The 15094-nt window shown below is 36.1% G+C and carries 13 protein-coding genes; 9 read left to right on the top strand and 4 right to left on the bottom strand.

Annotated elements, in window-relative coordinates:
• Positions 1-28: 28 nt before the first annotated feature.
• Together PKC21_00275 and PKC21_00280 are read left to right on the top strand one after the other, a co-directional pair.
• Entirely contained in the window at positions 29-2413 is a 2385-nt protein-coding gene (locus tag PKC21_00275; protein HMR23762.1) for a DUF87 domain-containing protein, read from the top strand.
• A 46-nt stretch (positions 2414-2459) separates the two neighbouring features.
• A complete protein-coding gene (locus tag PKC21_00280) occupies positions 2460-2975 on the top strand; it encodes a hypothetical protein (protein HMR23763.1) in 516 nt (171 codons plus the stop codon).
• Here PKC21_00280 and PKC21_00285 read toward each other — a convergent pair.
• The 4 genes from PKC21_00285 to PKC21_00300 form a co-directional block, all read right to left on the bottom strand.
• Complete coding sequence (locus PKC21_00285) at positions 2972-3604, bottom strand: sterol desaturase family protein (GenBank protein ID HMR23764.1); 633 nt, start codon at positions 3602-3604, stop codon at positions 2972-2974. The genes PKC21_00280 and PKC21_00285 overlap by 4 nt on opposite strands.
• Positions 3605-3686: 82 nt before the next feature.
• The gene (locus PKC21_00290; protein ID HMR23765.1) at positions 3687-4055 is read right to left on the bottom strand and encodes a Spx/MgsR family RNA polymerase-binding regulatory protein; all 369 of its coding nucleotides are present in this window, start codon (positions 4053-4055) and stop codon (positions 3687-3689) included.
• Positions 4056-4083: 28 nt separating this feature from the next.
• Positions 4084-4809: a DUF4197 domain-containing protein gene (locus tag PKC21_00295; protein HMR23766.1), complete on the bottom strand. Its 726-nt coding sequence runs from the start codon at positions 4807-4809 to the stop codon at positions 4084-4086.
• Positions 4810-4868: 59 nt separating this feature from the next.
• Positions 4869-6449 carry an AbgT family transporter gene (locus tag PKC21_00300; protein ID HMR23767.1) on the bottom strand — a complete coding sequence of 527 codons (1581 nt, stop codon included), beginning with the start codon at positions 6447-6449 and terminating at the stop codon, positions 4869-4871.
• Positions 6450-6584: 135 nt separating this feature from the next.
• On the opposite strand from PKC21_00300, the gene PKC21_00305 reads away from it, so the two are divergent.
• The 7 genes from PKC21_00305 (at position 6585) to purF (ending at position 14878) form a co-directional block, all read left to right on the top strand.
• On the top strand, positions 6585-8072 hold the full coding sequence (locus PKC21_00305; GenBank protein HMR23768.1) for a radical SAM protein: 1488 nt from the start codon (positions 6585-6587) through the stop codon (positions 8070-8072).
• A 101-nt stretch (positions 8073-8173) separates the two neighbouring features.
• Entirely contained in the window at positions 8174-9181 is a 1008-nt protein-coding gene (locus PKC21_00310) for a glycosyltransferase (protein ID HMR23769.1), read from the top strand.
• A complete protein-coding gene (locus tag PKC21_00315) occupies positions 9174-10403 on the top strand; it encodes a glycosyltransferase family 2 protein (GenBank protein ID HMR23770.1) in 1230 nt (409 codons plus the stop codon). The genes PKC21_00310 and PKC21_00315 overlap by 8 nt, the downstream gene beginning before the upstream one ends.
• Entirely contained in the window at positions 10400-11104 is a 705-nt protein-coding gene (locus PKC21_00320) for a phosphoribosylaminoimidazolesuccinocarboxamide synthase (protein ID HMR23771.1), read from the top strand. The genes PKC21_00315 and PKC21_00320 overlap by 4 nt, the downstream gene beginning before the upstream one ends.
• The gene (gene purS / locus PKC21_00325) at positions 11101-11334 is read left to right on the top strand and encodes a phosphoribosylformylglycinamidine synthase subunit PurS (GenBank protein ID HMR23772.1); all 234 of its coding nucleotides are present in this window, start codon (positions 11101-11103) and stop codon (positions 11332-11334) included. Before PKC21_00320 ends, purS begins: the two co-directional genes overlap by 4 nt.
• Entirely contained in the window at positions 11324-13522 is a 2199-nt protein-coding gene (gene purL / locus PKC21_00330; GenBank protein ID HMR23773.1) for a phosphoribosylformylglycinamidine synthase subunit PurL, read from the top strand. Before purS ends, purL begins: the two co-directional genes overlap by 11 nt.
• 12 nt (positions 13523-13534) lie before the next feature.
• Entirely contained in the window at positions 13535-14878 is a 1344-nt protein-coding gene (gene purF / locus PKC21_00335; protein HMR23774.1) for an amidophosphoribosyltransferase, read from the top strand.
• The last annotated feature ends 216 nt before the right edge of the window (positions 14879-15094 follow it).

Here is a 15094-nt window from a genome sequence, read left to right on the forward strand (position 1 = left end):
ATAATTTGTATACAAAGATTGGAAGTAAATGGAAAAAATAATGGAAAGTATAGGTTCTTTTTATTTAGGAAAACAATATGATGTAGAAAATCAAGAAATCTTAGAGGATATGACCTATTATGATGCAAAAGACTTGTGCACGCATGCTGTTTGCTTAGGAATGACAGGAAGTGGTAAGACCGGCTTATGTGTGAGCTTACTTGAAGAAGCTATTTTAGATCAAATTCCAATCATCGCAATTGATCCAAAAGGAGATATTGCTAATTTAATGATGATCAGTCCAAACTTTGCGAGTGAAGATTTTATTAAGTGGGTAGACCCAGGTAAGGCTGCTGTAAAAGGGGTTACTTTACAAGCTTTTGCTAATAAAGAAGCAGAAAAATGGAAAGAAGGAACAGTATCTTGGCACCAAAATGCTAATAGAATAAAAGCACTAAAAGAGAATGCAAATATAAATATCTATACTCCAGGAAGTGAAAAAGGTTTGCAGGTTTCAATACTCAAGTCATTGAATAAACCTCAAACCGAGTCATTAACTGAGATCAATGATCATGCTGAACATTTGATAGAAGGGCTTTTAACTTTGATGGGAGAAAAGATAGAATCTCAAAGTCCACTTTTTGTCTATTTAACAAGTACATTGATCCATTTATGGAAAAAACTTAATCAAATTTCTTTAGGAAATTTAATTAAAGAAGTTCAAAACCCAAGCCAAAAAAAAATTGGAGTGATGGATATTGATCAGTTTATCAATGAAAAACAGCGTTTAAACTTGGCGATGAAACTTAATGCGTTGCTGGCTTCACCATCGTTTTCACTATGGAGTCAAGGAGATGGTTTAGATATTCAGAAATTATTATGGGATGAAAATGGTAAAGCAAAGGTTAATATATTTTCTATTGCACATTTGAGCGATAGTGAACGCATGTTTTTTGTCAGTAGTTTATTAGAAGAAATTATTTTTTGGATGCGAGCTCAATCTGGAACGTCAAGTCTTAAAGCTTTACTTTACATGGATGAGATTTTTGGTTTTTTACCCCCGGTTGAAAATCCGCCATCAAAAAAAGCATTTTTAACATTATTAAAACAATCTAGAGCCTATGGTCTTGGCCTAGTTTTAGCATCACAAAACCCGTCTGATTTAGATTATAAAGCACTATCCAATATTGGCACCTGGTTTTTAGGTCGATTGCAAACCAAACAAGATCAAAGTAAAGTTATAGAAGGTTTGCAAACACTTACTCAAACTGCCGATGCTATGACCAAAGAAGATTATGAAAATATTTTGGCTCTGTTACCAAGCCGAGTATTTATTATGAAAAATATTCATGAACATCAAAGTTGTCTTTTTCACACACGTTGGGCTATGTCCTATTTAAAAGGCCCAGTGACCCTTGAAGAAATTAACCTGCTGATGCAAGCAAAAAAGGAGAAGCAGAAATCTAATCAGGTAAAAAATTCTCCAGATCTTTTACTATCTCAAAAGAATATAGTTCTTGATCCACCTCAAATAAATGGGCTTAAACAAAGATATGCCCTCAGTGACACTGTTTTAGGGAGTGAACAAATTCAGTATATTCCAGCAATTTTAGCTAAAGCGGAAGCGGTATATCAAAATAATACTTATCAAGTTGCTGCTGAGAAAACATTTAATATGTTATGGTTTGATGGGAACGCTGATATTCAAACTTTAAATGTAGATGCTTTGCAAATTGATTCAAGAGCAGAAACGGATAGTTATGTCTTTGCAGAATTACCAAAAAATATTTCGGATGATAAAAAAAGAAAGACATTATTGAGTAAATTTAAACAAGCGGTATATAAAAATGCGCCAATAGTTGTTTATAAAGATACATTAACCAAGCTAATTTCAAAACAAGATGAAGATAAAGCTGGATTTATTGCTAGGCTTGAGCACGTTTATAAAGAAAAACGAGATCAAGAGTTGGATGAAATTAAGGCCCAGTATGTGAAAGAAATAGAATCGCTAGAAGATAAAAAAGATAAAGCGGTACAAAAAATAGATAAAGAACATGCGCAATATGATCAAAGCAAACTGTCAGCAGCCATTTCATTTGGGACAACAGTGCTTGGTGCTTTGCTGGGAAGAAAAGTGACCCGAGGAAGTGTAGGGAATCTTGGAACGACTTTAAGAAGAGCTTCTAAAATTCAAAAAGAAAAAAATGATGTTGCCTTGGCTAAAGAAGATGTTGAAAAATATGAAGAAGGTTTAAAACAACTTAATACTGAAATGGAACAAGAGCTAAAGCAGTTACAGCAAAAGTATCAAAATAATAATTATGATATCAAAGAGATTGTTGTTAGAGCAAGTAAAAGCAATATCACTGTTGATGAAGAAGAGCTTGTGTGGTTGCCCAGTAGTAATGGTGAGTTGCTAGTTAGTCTTCATTAATAACCTTGCGTTGACACATTGAGTCTAATTTGCTAAATGCTATGGTATGAAAAAAATAGTCGTTTATATAGTTTTATTTCTATCAATTGCCACGTTTGCTCAAGGTAGTCATTTAATTGATGAAGAATACTCACAAAAAACCATGACGTTGATTATGGATTCATCTTCTTTTATAGATACTGAAGAATTGCCTAAAATATTTTTAGAATTAAATGAAAATGAAACATTTCACCCATTAAACTTAGCCATTGCGTTTTACCCTCAAAAACATGTAGAAGAATCTGTTAGATCGATTCTATCAAAATTTGAAATTAACGGCATACTGCAATCTGAATATGCTTCTGAGCATATAAATAAGCGTTATGCAGTCTCTTGTAAAATTGATGTTTCAATTACACTACCCAGAAATGAAATAGGAGGGGGTACTTTTGAAGGCCGCGCTTTTATACATTATATTGACGTTGATTCATGTAATAAATTAAATGATCATGCATCCCAAAATTGGAAATATTTGGGAATGGAGGATTATCTTCGTAAAACTAGCGTGTTTAACAAAAATTAAGTCTTTTTTTTAGGGGCATGGGTCCTGTAAACATAATCCCATAGTGGGGAAGATACACCATACAATTTATCTTTGTATTTGTAGTGATGTAAATTATGATTTTTCCATAAAACACCTAAAAAATTTCTTGGAGTTGGAAAAATATGTACCGCGTAATGAACAACCAAATAAGTGGCATAACCAAAGAGAAAACCAGAGGCTAAAGGCTGAGCTTGATTTGGCGCAACTTTCTCAAACAAGACTACAATTAAATAAGCAATGAGTACACTTAACCAAGGTGGCAAAGCTAAACGCATTTTATCTTTTGGGTAATCATGATGAATGCCATGCACTGAGTAAGCAATTTTTTTTGCCCAATTTAAGTTACCTACCGGGTGATAAATAAAACGATGTATATTGTATTCAACAAAAGTAAAAATAAGCAAACCCAAACAGAATAAGCCTAGCGTATGCATTGCAGTTAAAGGCACTGCTGATTTTGGGAAAAAGAGTAAGTAGGCGCTAGAACCATAAAATATAATTAAGGGTAAAGATATATGTGTTCTGGTTAAAAAATTCAAAAAAGAACTTTTGAACATATCAGGTGAAACATTGTTGTTGCTTTTAAAGTTAACATCTGTGTCATTCATGATACACAATCATTAACATAAAATGATTGTTAATTTCAACGTCTGAGCTATTTTGTATTATTGTTTTAAAAAAAATATTGTTTTATTTTAAGTTTAACAGTTTTTTCCACTCTTCCTCTTTAAAACCTACTTGACCAAGACCATCTTTCTTTAAAAGAAAAGGCCGTTTAACCAAAAGCCCATTTTGAGCAAGTTCATTAACCATATCAGTCTTAGAAAGGCTTAAAATTTTTTCTTTATAATTATTTTCTCTGTAAACTTGTCCAGAAGTATTGAACAGCTTTTTTTCGGCATCTGGGTAGTTGCGCATCATGGTTTTTAATTCAGTTTTATTGGGAGCTTTTTCTCTTAAATCAATTAATTCATAGTTTAGCTTATTGCTATCTAAGAATTTTACAGCTTTTTTACATGTTGAACAGTTGGGATGCCAATATATTTTTAAAGTTTCCATTTCTGTATAGTCTCCGGGTATTAGATCATTAATTTTTGTTTGCATCTGCATAGGCAAAGACTTGCTTGAGCAACTTGGTTGTTCTAAGGGCTGGGTTTTCTCTAATTTTTTCTTCTTCTTGAGCAACAGATAAAAACATCCCATCAATAGCACGTTGTGTGACATAAGCTGTCAGATTGGTTTCTACTGCTTTGGTTGTTGGTATTTTATTGTAATTGCTCATAACCGTTTTCCAATATTGGTTGGCGTTCACAGCATCTAATTTATTCTCAATGATGGGTGAAAATCGTTTACTTAACTGTGTTTGGGTTTTTGTTTTGAAGTAATCAGTTGCGGCATGTTCAGAACCTAGAACAATATTGCGTGCATCTTTAAGTGTCATTTGTTTAATGGCATCTAAAAAAATAGGTTTTGCTTCACTGGCAGCAGCTTCGGCAGCTCGATTCAAGGATAAGATAGTTTTGTCAACTAAACTACTCATACCCAATGAACGCAAAGTACTTTCAACTTTACTGGCTTCATTTGGAAATGTTATCTTAAAAAGATCGTCTTTATAGTAGCCATCTACAGAAGAGAGCAATTGAACACTATTGTCTGTGCCAATAGACAAGGCTTGCTTTAAAGCCGTTGACATTTCTTCTTCGCTAAAGGTTAAGCCATTAACCGATGCTCCAGCCTGTTTAAGAAAATCAGATGTTTCAGCACAGTGCAATAATAAAACAGTGCATAGCAATAAAAGTGTGTTTCTAATCATGTGATAAACTTAATCCAGAAAATCAAAAAACACAAACATATCCTATAATGGCAGGCCAATTATGGGGTAAAGTAAGTTGGTGCCCCAGGTCCTACTGGTAAACCAAATACAAACACCCAAACATAAAACAAAACGCTCCATGACAATAAAAAGAGGATGGAATAGGGAAGCATGGTACTAATAATTGTTCCAACACCAGTTCTTTTATCAAAACGATAGGCAAAAGCCAAAATTAGTCCAAAGTAGGACATCATGGGTGTAATAATATTAGTGCTTGAATCACCAATTCTATAAGCAGCTTGAATAACCTCTGGACTAAAACCCAAGAGCATAAGCATAGGTACAAAAATTGGAGCTGTCGCTGCCCATTGGGCTGAAGCACTTCCCAAGCTTAAGTTGACTAAAGCGCAAACAATAATGAATGGGAAAAAAATAAGCCCACCTTGTAAGCCAAGTTCTTGCATCCATTGAGCACCTTTGACCGCAAAAATTAAACCTAAGTTGGTCCACTTAAAGCAATTAATAAATTGTGCAGCAGCAAAAACAATAACAATATATAAACCCATGGTGCTCATCGATTTTGCCATAGAAGCAATAACATCTTTATCTGACTTAAAAGCTCCAGTTATTTTACCGTAAACAACACCCGGAACTAAAAAGAATACAAAGATGCTACTGACAATACCCTTTAAAAATGGAGATTTTAAAATAGCGCCAGTCTCAGGATCTCTTAAAATAGCACCTTGGGGCACAACACATAACAATAAGATTGCGCTTAGTATTAATGTTGAAACAAAAGCCCATTTCATACCTTTAATTTCCAAAGGGGTGGTTTCTTTTAAAAGAGATGCTCCTCGTTGATCATTTTCGTCAGCGTGGCTTTCGTCGTAGGTTCCAAGCTTGGGCTCAACAATTTTTTCGGTCACCCAGGTGCCAATTCCAGCAATAACAAATGTACTGGCCATCATGAAATACCAGTTTACTGCGGCATGTACAGTGTATTCAGGTGCTATGAGTCGAGCTGCTTCTTGGGTTATCCCGGCCAAAAGAGGATCTAAGGTTCCAATCAATAAGTTGGCGCTGTAACCACCTGAAACACCTGCAAATGTTGCTGCCATACCCACCAAGGGGTGACGTCCTATAGATTTAAAAATGTAACCACCAAGCGGGATTAAAACGACATAACCTAATTCAGAAGCTGTGTTGGAGAGAATACCTGCAAAAACTAGATTAAACGTAACCAAACTTCTTGGTGCTTTGAGAATAAAACTTCTTACCGCTGTTCTAATTAAACCGGAACCTTCGGCTACGCCAACCCCTAAAAGAGCAACCAGGACCGTGCCTAAAGGGGCAAAGTTGGTAAAGTTTTTAACCAAGTTTTCATAGAGCCAACGGATTCCTTCAGCGCTAAGCAGACTAACGGCTTTAATGATACCGTCTGCACTTCGGCCCTTTGCGCCAACAGGTCTTGGATCAATCACTTCTAAACCCATCCATTGGGCAAAGCCACTGAACAAAATGATAGCCAAGGTAAAGTATGCAAATAATGTTACTGGATGCGGTAAAAGATTACCTGCCCATTCAACAAAATTAAGAAAACGTGAAAAAAAGTTGGGTTTTGATTGTGTTTTTGCCGCCATATCATCTCCTTGCTGTGTACCGATTGAGTATCTTTTTATTTCTCGAGGTGTAAATTTTTATTCTTTATACAGGATAAACGAAAAAATTAAATGATTATCTTGTATTAGAGAGGTAACTTATGAGATGCTATAACTATGTCTGATGTCCTAGTCATAAACCAACCCTTTGTTAAAGATTTTTGTAGAACCCAACGTTGGGCGGCTAAAACCCGCGGTCGGGTGTTGCGGGCACCAGATTGGCTTGCTTATGCAACAGCAGTTCTTGAAAAAGAAAATGTTGATGTAAAACTATATGATTTTCCAGCTCGAGAGTGGGGGCGCAAGGAGTTTAGAGAGCTTATTGCAGCGGAACAGCCACAATATGTGGTTTTAGATTCAACTACACCATCTATTGAGTCAGACATTGGCTGTGCAAGAGACGTAAAAGAAATGGCACCGCATGCAAAAGTTATCATGGTTGGGCCCCATGCTTCTTCTTGCTCAGACGAGACCCTTAAAAATGCCAATGGCGCTGTTGATGCTATTGCTGTGGGTGAATATGATTATACAGTTAGAGATTTGATTACCAGAGATCCACATTGGAAAGAAGTGCAGGGAGCAGTACTTTGGAATGGTGGAGATATTATAAAAAACGAAGCTCGACCCCTCATAGAACCTATTGATGAGTTACCTTATCCAGCCTGGCATCAATTGGATTTATTAAAATATTTTGATGGTACAAAGCTACATCCCTATGTTGATATTTTTTCTGGTAGAGGCTGTCCTCACAAATGTACGTTTTGTTTATGGCCACAGGTCATGCATGGGCATAAGTTGCGTTTGCGCGATCCAAAATGTGTTGTTGATGAGATGGAATGGGTCATTTCAATTTGTCCTGAAGTTGTTCAAGGTGGTGAATTTTTCTTTGAAGATGATACCTTTACGCTACATAAACCAACAGCTTTAGGGATTTGTGAAGAAATTTTATCAAGAGGTTTAAAGGTTACTTTTTCTGTAAATGCAAGGGTTGATACTGCAGATCTACATATGATGGAAATGTTGAAAAAAGCCGGCTGTAGAGAGCTTTTGGTGGGTTTTGAATCTGGCAATCAACAAGTCTTAGATAACATTAAGAAAAGAGCAACCGTAGAGCAAGCTAAAGTATTTATGGATAGAACCAAGCAAGCGGGTTTAGATGTACATGGAACCTTTGTCATGGGCTTACCTGGAGAGACCAAAGAGAGTATGAAAGAAACAGTTGAGTTTGCCAACGGTTTAGGTTTGCATACACTACAGTTTTCTGCAGCCATGCCATTTCCCGGCACCAAATATTTTGAATATGCAGAAGAGAAAGGCTACCTTAACACCAAAGATTGGTCTAAATGGCTTGATCCTGAGGGCGAACAAACAGGTGTTGTGAGTTACCCAGGTTTAAGCAAAGATGAAGTTGAAGCAGGAGTTAATGAAGGCTTAAAGCGGTTTTATTTTCGTCCGAGTTATATTTTACGTTTTGCACTTAAAAATATGCATTTCAAAGACTTTTTGCGCAAAGTAAGAGGGTTTAGGCATTTTGCTGGTTATTTAATTGAGAATAACCGTTGGGTAAAAAAGCTGTTTAAAAAATCCTCAAATAAAACGGTGTAATGGATAAAGTTTATTGAATTAAGTCATATTGATGATGCACAAAGGCAAAGTATTTTTCCTCTCAAAAAAATACATTGGGAAAAATCTTCCCATATATAAAGATGAACACTAGGGTATCAAAACTGGAAAAACTGTTAACAGTTATTGTTGTTGCCTATAATGAAGAGGACCATATTGCCCAGTGTATCGACTCGATACTCAATCAAAGTATTGCTTACCCTTATGATATTGTTGTTGTAGATGATGGCTCAACCGACCAAACGCCTAATATTTTAAAACAATATCAAGGCTCAATTAAAATTATTCATACAAAAAATCAAGGCCCAAGTCATGCACGTAACTTAGCCGTTCAAAGTCTTCAAACGCCATGGCTTGCTTTTTTTGATGCGGATGCAGTCCTTGATCATCAGTGTCTTGAGATCCTTTTTAAACATGTGCAAGAGTTAGAAATGGCTGAGACAGTCTCTTTTTCAATTGGGGGGCAACAAAGTGTTAGCCCAAATGCGCAAAAGGTTGAACAAAATACTGCGGCATTTTTGCAGAGCCTTAGTTTTGTATCTGACTATTTACATGAATCAGAAACGCTCAAAAAAGTTGAACATGTCCCCAGTTGTAATGTGATTTATTCTAGGCAAAGTATTCTTAGTTTAGGTGGTTTTGATGAAAAATTGTGGCCTTGTGAAGACCTTGACTTAGATCTCCGCTTAAAAAAAAAATTAGGCCATCAGGTTTTTTACTGCCCAAAAGCTAAAATTTTTCATCGACGGCCAAAAACCTACCTTGATTTGTTGAAAATGTTTCATCGTTATGGTTTTGGGCATGGCTTATTGGTCAAAAAACATGGTTTATGTCAAAGGTTACACTTCCTTCCATTTCTGAGCGTTGCAGTATTATTGGGTTTACTCGTAATTGGCATTCAATGGTTAAATACTGCTTGCTTACTCATTGCAGGAATTTTTATATTTAATTTTATATTTTGGCTTTTAAGGAGAAAACAGTTAAAAGAATCCTTGTTGTTTTCATGCTTATTTATAACGTGCATAACGGTTTGGAATCTTGGTTTTGGCCGGGCAATGTTTGCCCAAAAGACTCGCTTTGGTCATGATTAACCTGTCTTTAATAATTCCTGCTTACAACGAAGGATCGCATATTTTTGAAGTTTTAGATCAAGCTGCACATAGGATTTCAAGCTATCAACAGCAAAATCCACAGTTTAAAGGTGAGCTAATAGTGGTCAACGACGGTTCCATTGACCAGACTCAAGAAGAGATCGATAAATTTAGCAAAGTACAGTTGGATAAGTATCAGCAGCTGAGCTTTCATTGTGTCAGTTATAAAGATAATCAAGGCTATGGAGCGGCATTAAAGCATGGTTTTGCTGCAGCTAAAGGTGAATACTTATCTTTTATGGATGGAGATAGAACCATTGATGCACAAACGGTTTTAAGTTTGTATGAACAATTAAAGTCTAACCCTAACAAACATATGGCCACGGGTCAGCGCTTTTCAAGCAAATCAAGCAAAATGCCAAAAGTAAGAAAGTTAGGAAATGTTATTTTTGCCCAGATGTTAAGCTTTTTATCGGGTAAAAAAATAACCGATACTGCAAGTGGCGTTAGAGTATTTGATCGTGAAGCTTTGAATAAAATGTTACCACTGCCCAATGGTCTACATTTTACTCCTGCCATGTCGAGTAAAGCGGTACATGAAAATATTGAAGTGCTGGAAGTCCCCATCGATTATTATGATAGAGAAGGTAAGTCTAAGCTCAGTGTGGTAAAAGATGGTTGGCGCTTTTTTCATGTGATTGTCAGTATCGTCATGATGTACAATCCATTTAAGATATTATTTTTAGTTGGAATGTGTTTAATAGCCATTGGCTTGGTGTTTATGATGCCTTTAATACAGTCTTTTTATAAAAACGAAGCCATACTATTTAGCGATTATATATATAGATCCTTAGGAGCTTTTTCATTGATGGTCATGGGAACCCAAGTGATACTTCTTGGCATTTTAGCTCGCTTTATCGTTTCTACTTTTTTTAAGCGTTATGAGAAAGATTGGTTGATTCAAAAGCTTAATTCTTATCTGCGTGTGTATGAAAATATGACCTTATACGGCACAATAACGCTATTGTTAGGAGCCAGTGCTTTGACAGCTTTTTTTATTCGATATTTGGCCATTGGTGGATTACATATGCATTGGGTTGTTATCTTGTTATCTTCTGGTTTTATGATAGTGGGTGGGCAGATGATAACCAGTGGTATTCTAATGAATGTTTTAAAAGATATAAAACAAGCACTAATATTAAAAGAGGGAGATGAGTTTTGAACCAAGCACCATTGTATCAAGGAAAAGCAAAACAAATATGGTCACACAGCGATGGGCTCTACACCATGCGTTTTACTGACTGTGCTACTGCATTCAATGCCAAGAAGAAAGCTGATATAGCTGGAAAGGGTGTACTGAATCGGGATATTTGTGACATAATATACAAATATTTAGAACAAGAAGGCATAGCAACGCATTTGGTTGAAAGCTCAGGAGCCAGTGATTTAATTGTAAAGCAACTCAAAATGATTCCAGTAGAAGTGATTGTTAGAAATATTTCTGCAGGGAGTTTATGCAAACGCTTAGGGGTTAAGCCAGATCAAGAAATTAACCCGCCCATCATGGAACTTAACTTGAAAAGTGATCCTTTGGATGACCCATTGATCAATGAGGATCATATCGTTTGGATGAAGCTGGCAAGTAAAGAAAATATTTCACAAATGAAAACCATCAGTGGTCAGATTAATCAAGCTTTGCAAAAGTTATTTTTGCGGTGTGATATTTTATTGGCTGACTTTAAAGTAGAATTTGGAATTGACAATGAGGGAAATATGTTACTTGGCGATGAAATAACACCAGATGGATGTCGTTTATGGGATAAACATAGTAAAAAAATTCTTGATAAAGATGTTTTTAGACGTGACTTAGGCAGTTTAACTGAGGCATATGAAGAAGTATATAGGAGGCTAAGTAGCATATGAGTTACAAAACTATGGTTAAAGTTATGTTAAAACCTGAAGTCTTGGATCCACAAGGACAAGCCATCAAGAAAAGCTTGTTAAGATCAGGCTATAAGCAAGTTAATGATGTTAGAGTTGGAAAGACTATTGAACTGGTTTTTGATGAAAAACCAAGTGAAGAAGAATTAAAAAAATTAAGTGAAACAATTTTAAGCAACCCAGTTATAGAGGTTTGCAGCTATGAGTCTTAAGCAAGAAGCATTCAATCAAGGTCTAAATGAAGAAGAGTACAATAAAATTCTTTCTATTTTAGATAGAGAGCCCAATTCAGTTGAGTTAAGCATTTTTGCTGTCATGTGGAGTGAGCATTGCAGTTATAAAAGTTCAAGGGTTCATTTAAAAAAATTACCCACCAAAAGTGAACGTGTGGTTCAAGGCCCGGGTGAAAATGCAGGTGTTATTGATATTGATGATGGCGACTACTTGGCCTTTAAAATAGAAAGTCACAATCATCCTTCGTACATTGAGCCGTTTCAAGGTGCTGCAACGGGTGTTGGAGGAATTTTAAGAGATATTTTTGCTATGGGAGCTCGTCCTGTGGCCGTTTTAGATTCTTTACATTTTGGTGAGTTATCGCACCCTAAGACCCCAATGTTGATGAAAGGCGTTGTTGGTGGGATTTCTCATTATGGAAATTGTATGGGAATACCTAACCTTGGCGGTGAAACGCGTTTTGCCAAATGTTACAATGGTAATATTTTGGTGAACGCCATGGCCATGGGCTTGGTTTCTAAAGAAACCATACAAAAAGGGATAGCTCAAGGCGCAGGCAGGGTTGTAATTTATCTTGGAGCACCAACAGGTTGTGATGGTGTGCATGGTGCTACCATGGCTTCTGAAGAGTTTAACGAAGATTCTGAAGCAAAACTTCCTACCGTACAAGTTGGTGACCCGTTTTATCAAAAAATACTGATGGAAGCTTGCATGGAGATGGTTGAGCAAAAGCTTTTATTTGGAATTCAGGATATGGGTGCCGCTGGAATTACGTGCTCAACTTTTGAAATGAGTGCCAAAGGTAACAGTGGTATGGATATTGACTTGGATAAAATTCCATGTCGGCAGAATAATATGACACCTTTTGAGTTGTTTTTATCTGAATCGCAAGAAAGAATGTTGTTGGTTGTTGATCCAGATAAAGTTGAAAAGGTCTTGGCCATAGCCAAAAAATGGAACATAGATTGTGCTAAAGTTGGTGTTGTTAAAGATCAACCACATGTAACAGCTTATTTTAAAGGAGAAAAAGTTGTTGATTTGCCGGTGATGCCCATAACTGAAGAAGCACCGCTGTATCAGCGTCCATACATTCAACCTGATTTGGGTAAAGGTACATTAAGCAAAGACCAGGTATTTAAACAGTTGGGAGAAAATGTACAGAATGCACTTAAACAAGTTTTAGAGAGTAATAGTGCGGGCTTAAAAAACAATATTTTTGATCAATATGACTCAACTGTACGCTCTGACACAGTTATGGGTCCGGGGCATGAGGCTGGAGTGTTAAGAATTAAAGGTAAAGAGAAAAAAATAGCAGTAACTGTTGATAGTAAAGCTGCTCTTTGCCATAGTAACCCAAAACTTGGCATTATGCATACAGTTGCTGAATCTGTGTTAAACTTGGCTTGTGTTGGAGCCAAAGCGATTGGTATTACCAATTGCCTTAACTTTGGTAACCCTGAAGAAGAAAAAATTATGGGCCAGTTTGTTCAGACAATTGATGGTTTAAGTGAGGCAGCTGATTTTTTTGCAACACCTGTAACTGGGGGGAATGTTAGCTTTTATAACCAAACCAAAGAGGTAAATATTTATCCTACGCCTACAATTGGTATGATTGGTCTTGTAGAACATAATAATACGCCTGCCTCAAATTACTTTACACATGAAGGTGATATTATTTATTTACTAGATCATAATGATCAATCAGATGTTTTTTATAACAGTATGTTAACGGAAGATGTGTTGCAAGAGAGTAACTTAGAGTGTCCAAGTATTAACTTAGAGGCTGTAAAAAAACTACAAAATGCTTTGATTGACTTAAATCATCAAGACCTTCTTCATACGGCTAAAGATCTTTCTGACGGGGGATTATGGTTGGCATTGGTAGAGGCTTCTATACATAAATATAAACCAATTGCTGCTAATATTAAACTTGAAAATAACACTGATGCAGGTTTATTACATACATTGCTTCATGAAAAATCTGGACGAGCAATTATTGCGTTTAAACCAGAACATCAAAAAAATGTAGATCAGTGTTTGACAAAGCACGGGATTGAGTTTTCTAATTTAGGAAAAACAGGCGGAAATATTTTGTATATAAATAAAGATGTTTATGCGCAAGATGTCGCCAATATAAAACAACAGATGTCTAGGCATTGGTTGTAGGGGCAAAAGTATATGTGCGGAATTTTTGGTGTTCACAATCACAATGAAGCATCCAATATGGTGTACTTAGGTCTTTATGCACTTCAGCATAGAGGTCAAGAAGGGGCTGGGATTATATCCACAGATGGACAAGAACTTTATAGAATAAGAAGACAAAGCTTGGTGGCAGATGCCTTTGATGAAGCTGCCTTTGAATTTTTAAAAGGTGATAGTGCTATTGGTCATGTAAGGTATTCTACAACGGGTGGCAATATTCAAAGAAACTTGCAACCCTTTGTAGCTAGCTTGGAAGAGGGAGAGGTTTCAGTTGCACATAATGGAAACTTAACCAATTTTAATGAGCTTAAGTCATCTATGGCAAAAGAAGGAGCAATTTTTCATTCTACCATGGATACAGAAGCCATTTTGCATTTGATTGCCCGACAAGATAAATCTTTAACTTTGGAAGAAAAAATTGCTGAGTGTTTAAAGTTGCTTAAGGGTGCATTCTCACTTTTGTTTTTAAATAAAGATAAGCTAATAGCAGCAAGAGACCCTTGGGGCTTACGTCCCTTATGCATGGGTAAAACAAAAGATGGAAAGTGGTTATTTTCTTCTGAAACTTGTGCTTTTGATTTACTGGAAGCTCAGTACATTAGGGATGTAAAACCCGGTGAAATAGTCGTAGTAGAAAAAAATAAAGCGGAGCCAATTTCTATTCAGTACAGTACAGCTAAACCGGCAAAATGTGTCTTTGAACATATTTATTTTTCTCGGCCAGATTCAAAAGTATTCGGTAAAGATGTTTACAGTTCCCGTAAAAACCTTGGCAAAGTTCTTGCTCAGGAAACTAAAGATATAAAAGCTGATTTGGTCATGGCTGTTCCAGATTCAGGAGTTTTAGCGGCCATGGGTTATGCCGAAGAAAGTAAACTGCCTTTTGAAATGGGTATGATAAGAAACCATTATGTTGGTAGAACATTCATTGAACCTAAGCAATCTATTCGTGGTTTTGGAGTAAAAGTTAAATTGAATCCAGTTAAGGATATATTAGTGGGTAAGCGCATTGTAGTGATTGATGATTCAATTGTAAGAGGAACGACCAGTAAGAAAATTATCAAAATGTTAAAATCCGCTGGCGCAAGTCATGTGTCCTTACTTATCAGTTCTCCACCGTTTATTAGCCCTTGTTATTATGGGATTGATACCCCAGAAAAATCAGATTTAATTGCTTCACAAATGAGTATCGAAGAACTCAAAGATTATATTGGGGCAGACACATTACATTTTCTGAGCATTGATGGCATGTACAAAGCCATGGAGGCAACTAAAAATGAATTTTGCGATGCATGTTTTACAGAAAACTATCCTGTATAAAGTTAAGTATTTTTTTTAATTAAGCGATCGATGGTTAAAAATATTGAGTTTCCATACGTTTTTTCACCCTAGAAATCGTGTAATATAATTTTAACCTTTCTAAGTTAGCTGGGTCTATTTCGTTTATGTCCGACTTTGTTTGATAATCATACTCATGCAATATGACGTAATCCCATCTTTTTCTATGTTCAAATAAAAAGCTAGGAAAGCCTAATT

Source organism: Oligoflexia bacterium (assembly GCA_035326705.1).
In the GTDB taxonomy this organism is placed as follows: Bacteria; Bdellovibrionota_G; JALEGL01; order JALEGL01; family JALEGL01; genus JALEGL01.

Coding starts and splice junctions, on each gene's coding strand:
- PKC21_00290 (HMR23765.1), bottom strand. CDS start 4,055: ATGGAAACTTTAAAAATATATTGGCATCCCAACTGTTCAACATGTAAA.
- purL (HMR23773.1), top strand. CDS start 11,324: ATGAGTCTTAAGCAAGAAGCATTCAATCAAGGTCTAAATGAAGAAGAG.
- PKC21_00300 (HMR23767.1), bottom strand. CDS start 6,449: ATGGCGGCAAAAACACAATCAAAACCCAACTTTTTTTCACGTTTTCTT.
- PKC21_00315 (HMR23770.1), top strand. CDS start 9,174: ATGATTAACCTGTCTTTAATAATTCCTGCTTACAACGAAGGATCGCAT.
- PKC21_00280 (HMR23763.1), top strand. CDS start 2,460: ATGAAAAAAATAGTCGTTTATATAGTTTTATTTCTATCAATTGCCACG.
- PKC21_00295 (HMR23766.1), bottom strand. CDS start 4,809: ATGATTAGAAACACACTTTTATTGCTATGCACTGTTTTATTATTGCAC.
- purF (HMR23774.1), top strand. CDS start 13,535: ATGTGCGGAATTTTTGGTGTTCACAATCACAATGAAGCATCCAATATG.
- PKC21_00305 (HMR23768.1), top strand. CDS start 6,585: ATGTCTGATGTCCTAGTCATAAACCAACCCTTTGTTAAAGATTTTTGT.
- PKC21_00275 (HMR23762.1), top strand. CDS start 29: ATGGAAAAAATAATGGAAAGTATAGGTTCTTTTTATTTAGGAAAACAA.
- purS (HMR23772.1), top strand. CDS start 11,101: ATGAGTTACAAAACTATGGTTAAAGTTATGTTAAAACCTGAAGTCTTG.
- PKC21_00285 (HMR23764.1), bottom strand. CDS start 3,604: ATGAATGACACAGATGTTAACTTTAAAAGCAACAACAATGTTTCACCT.
- PKC21_00310 (HMR23769.1), top strand. CDS start 8,174: ATGAACACTAGGGTATCAAAACTGGAAAAACTGTTAACAGTTATTGTT.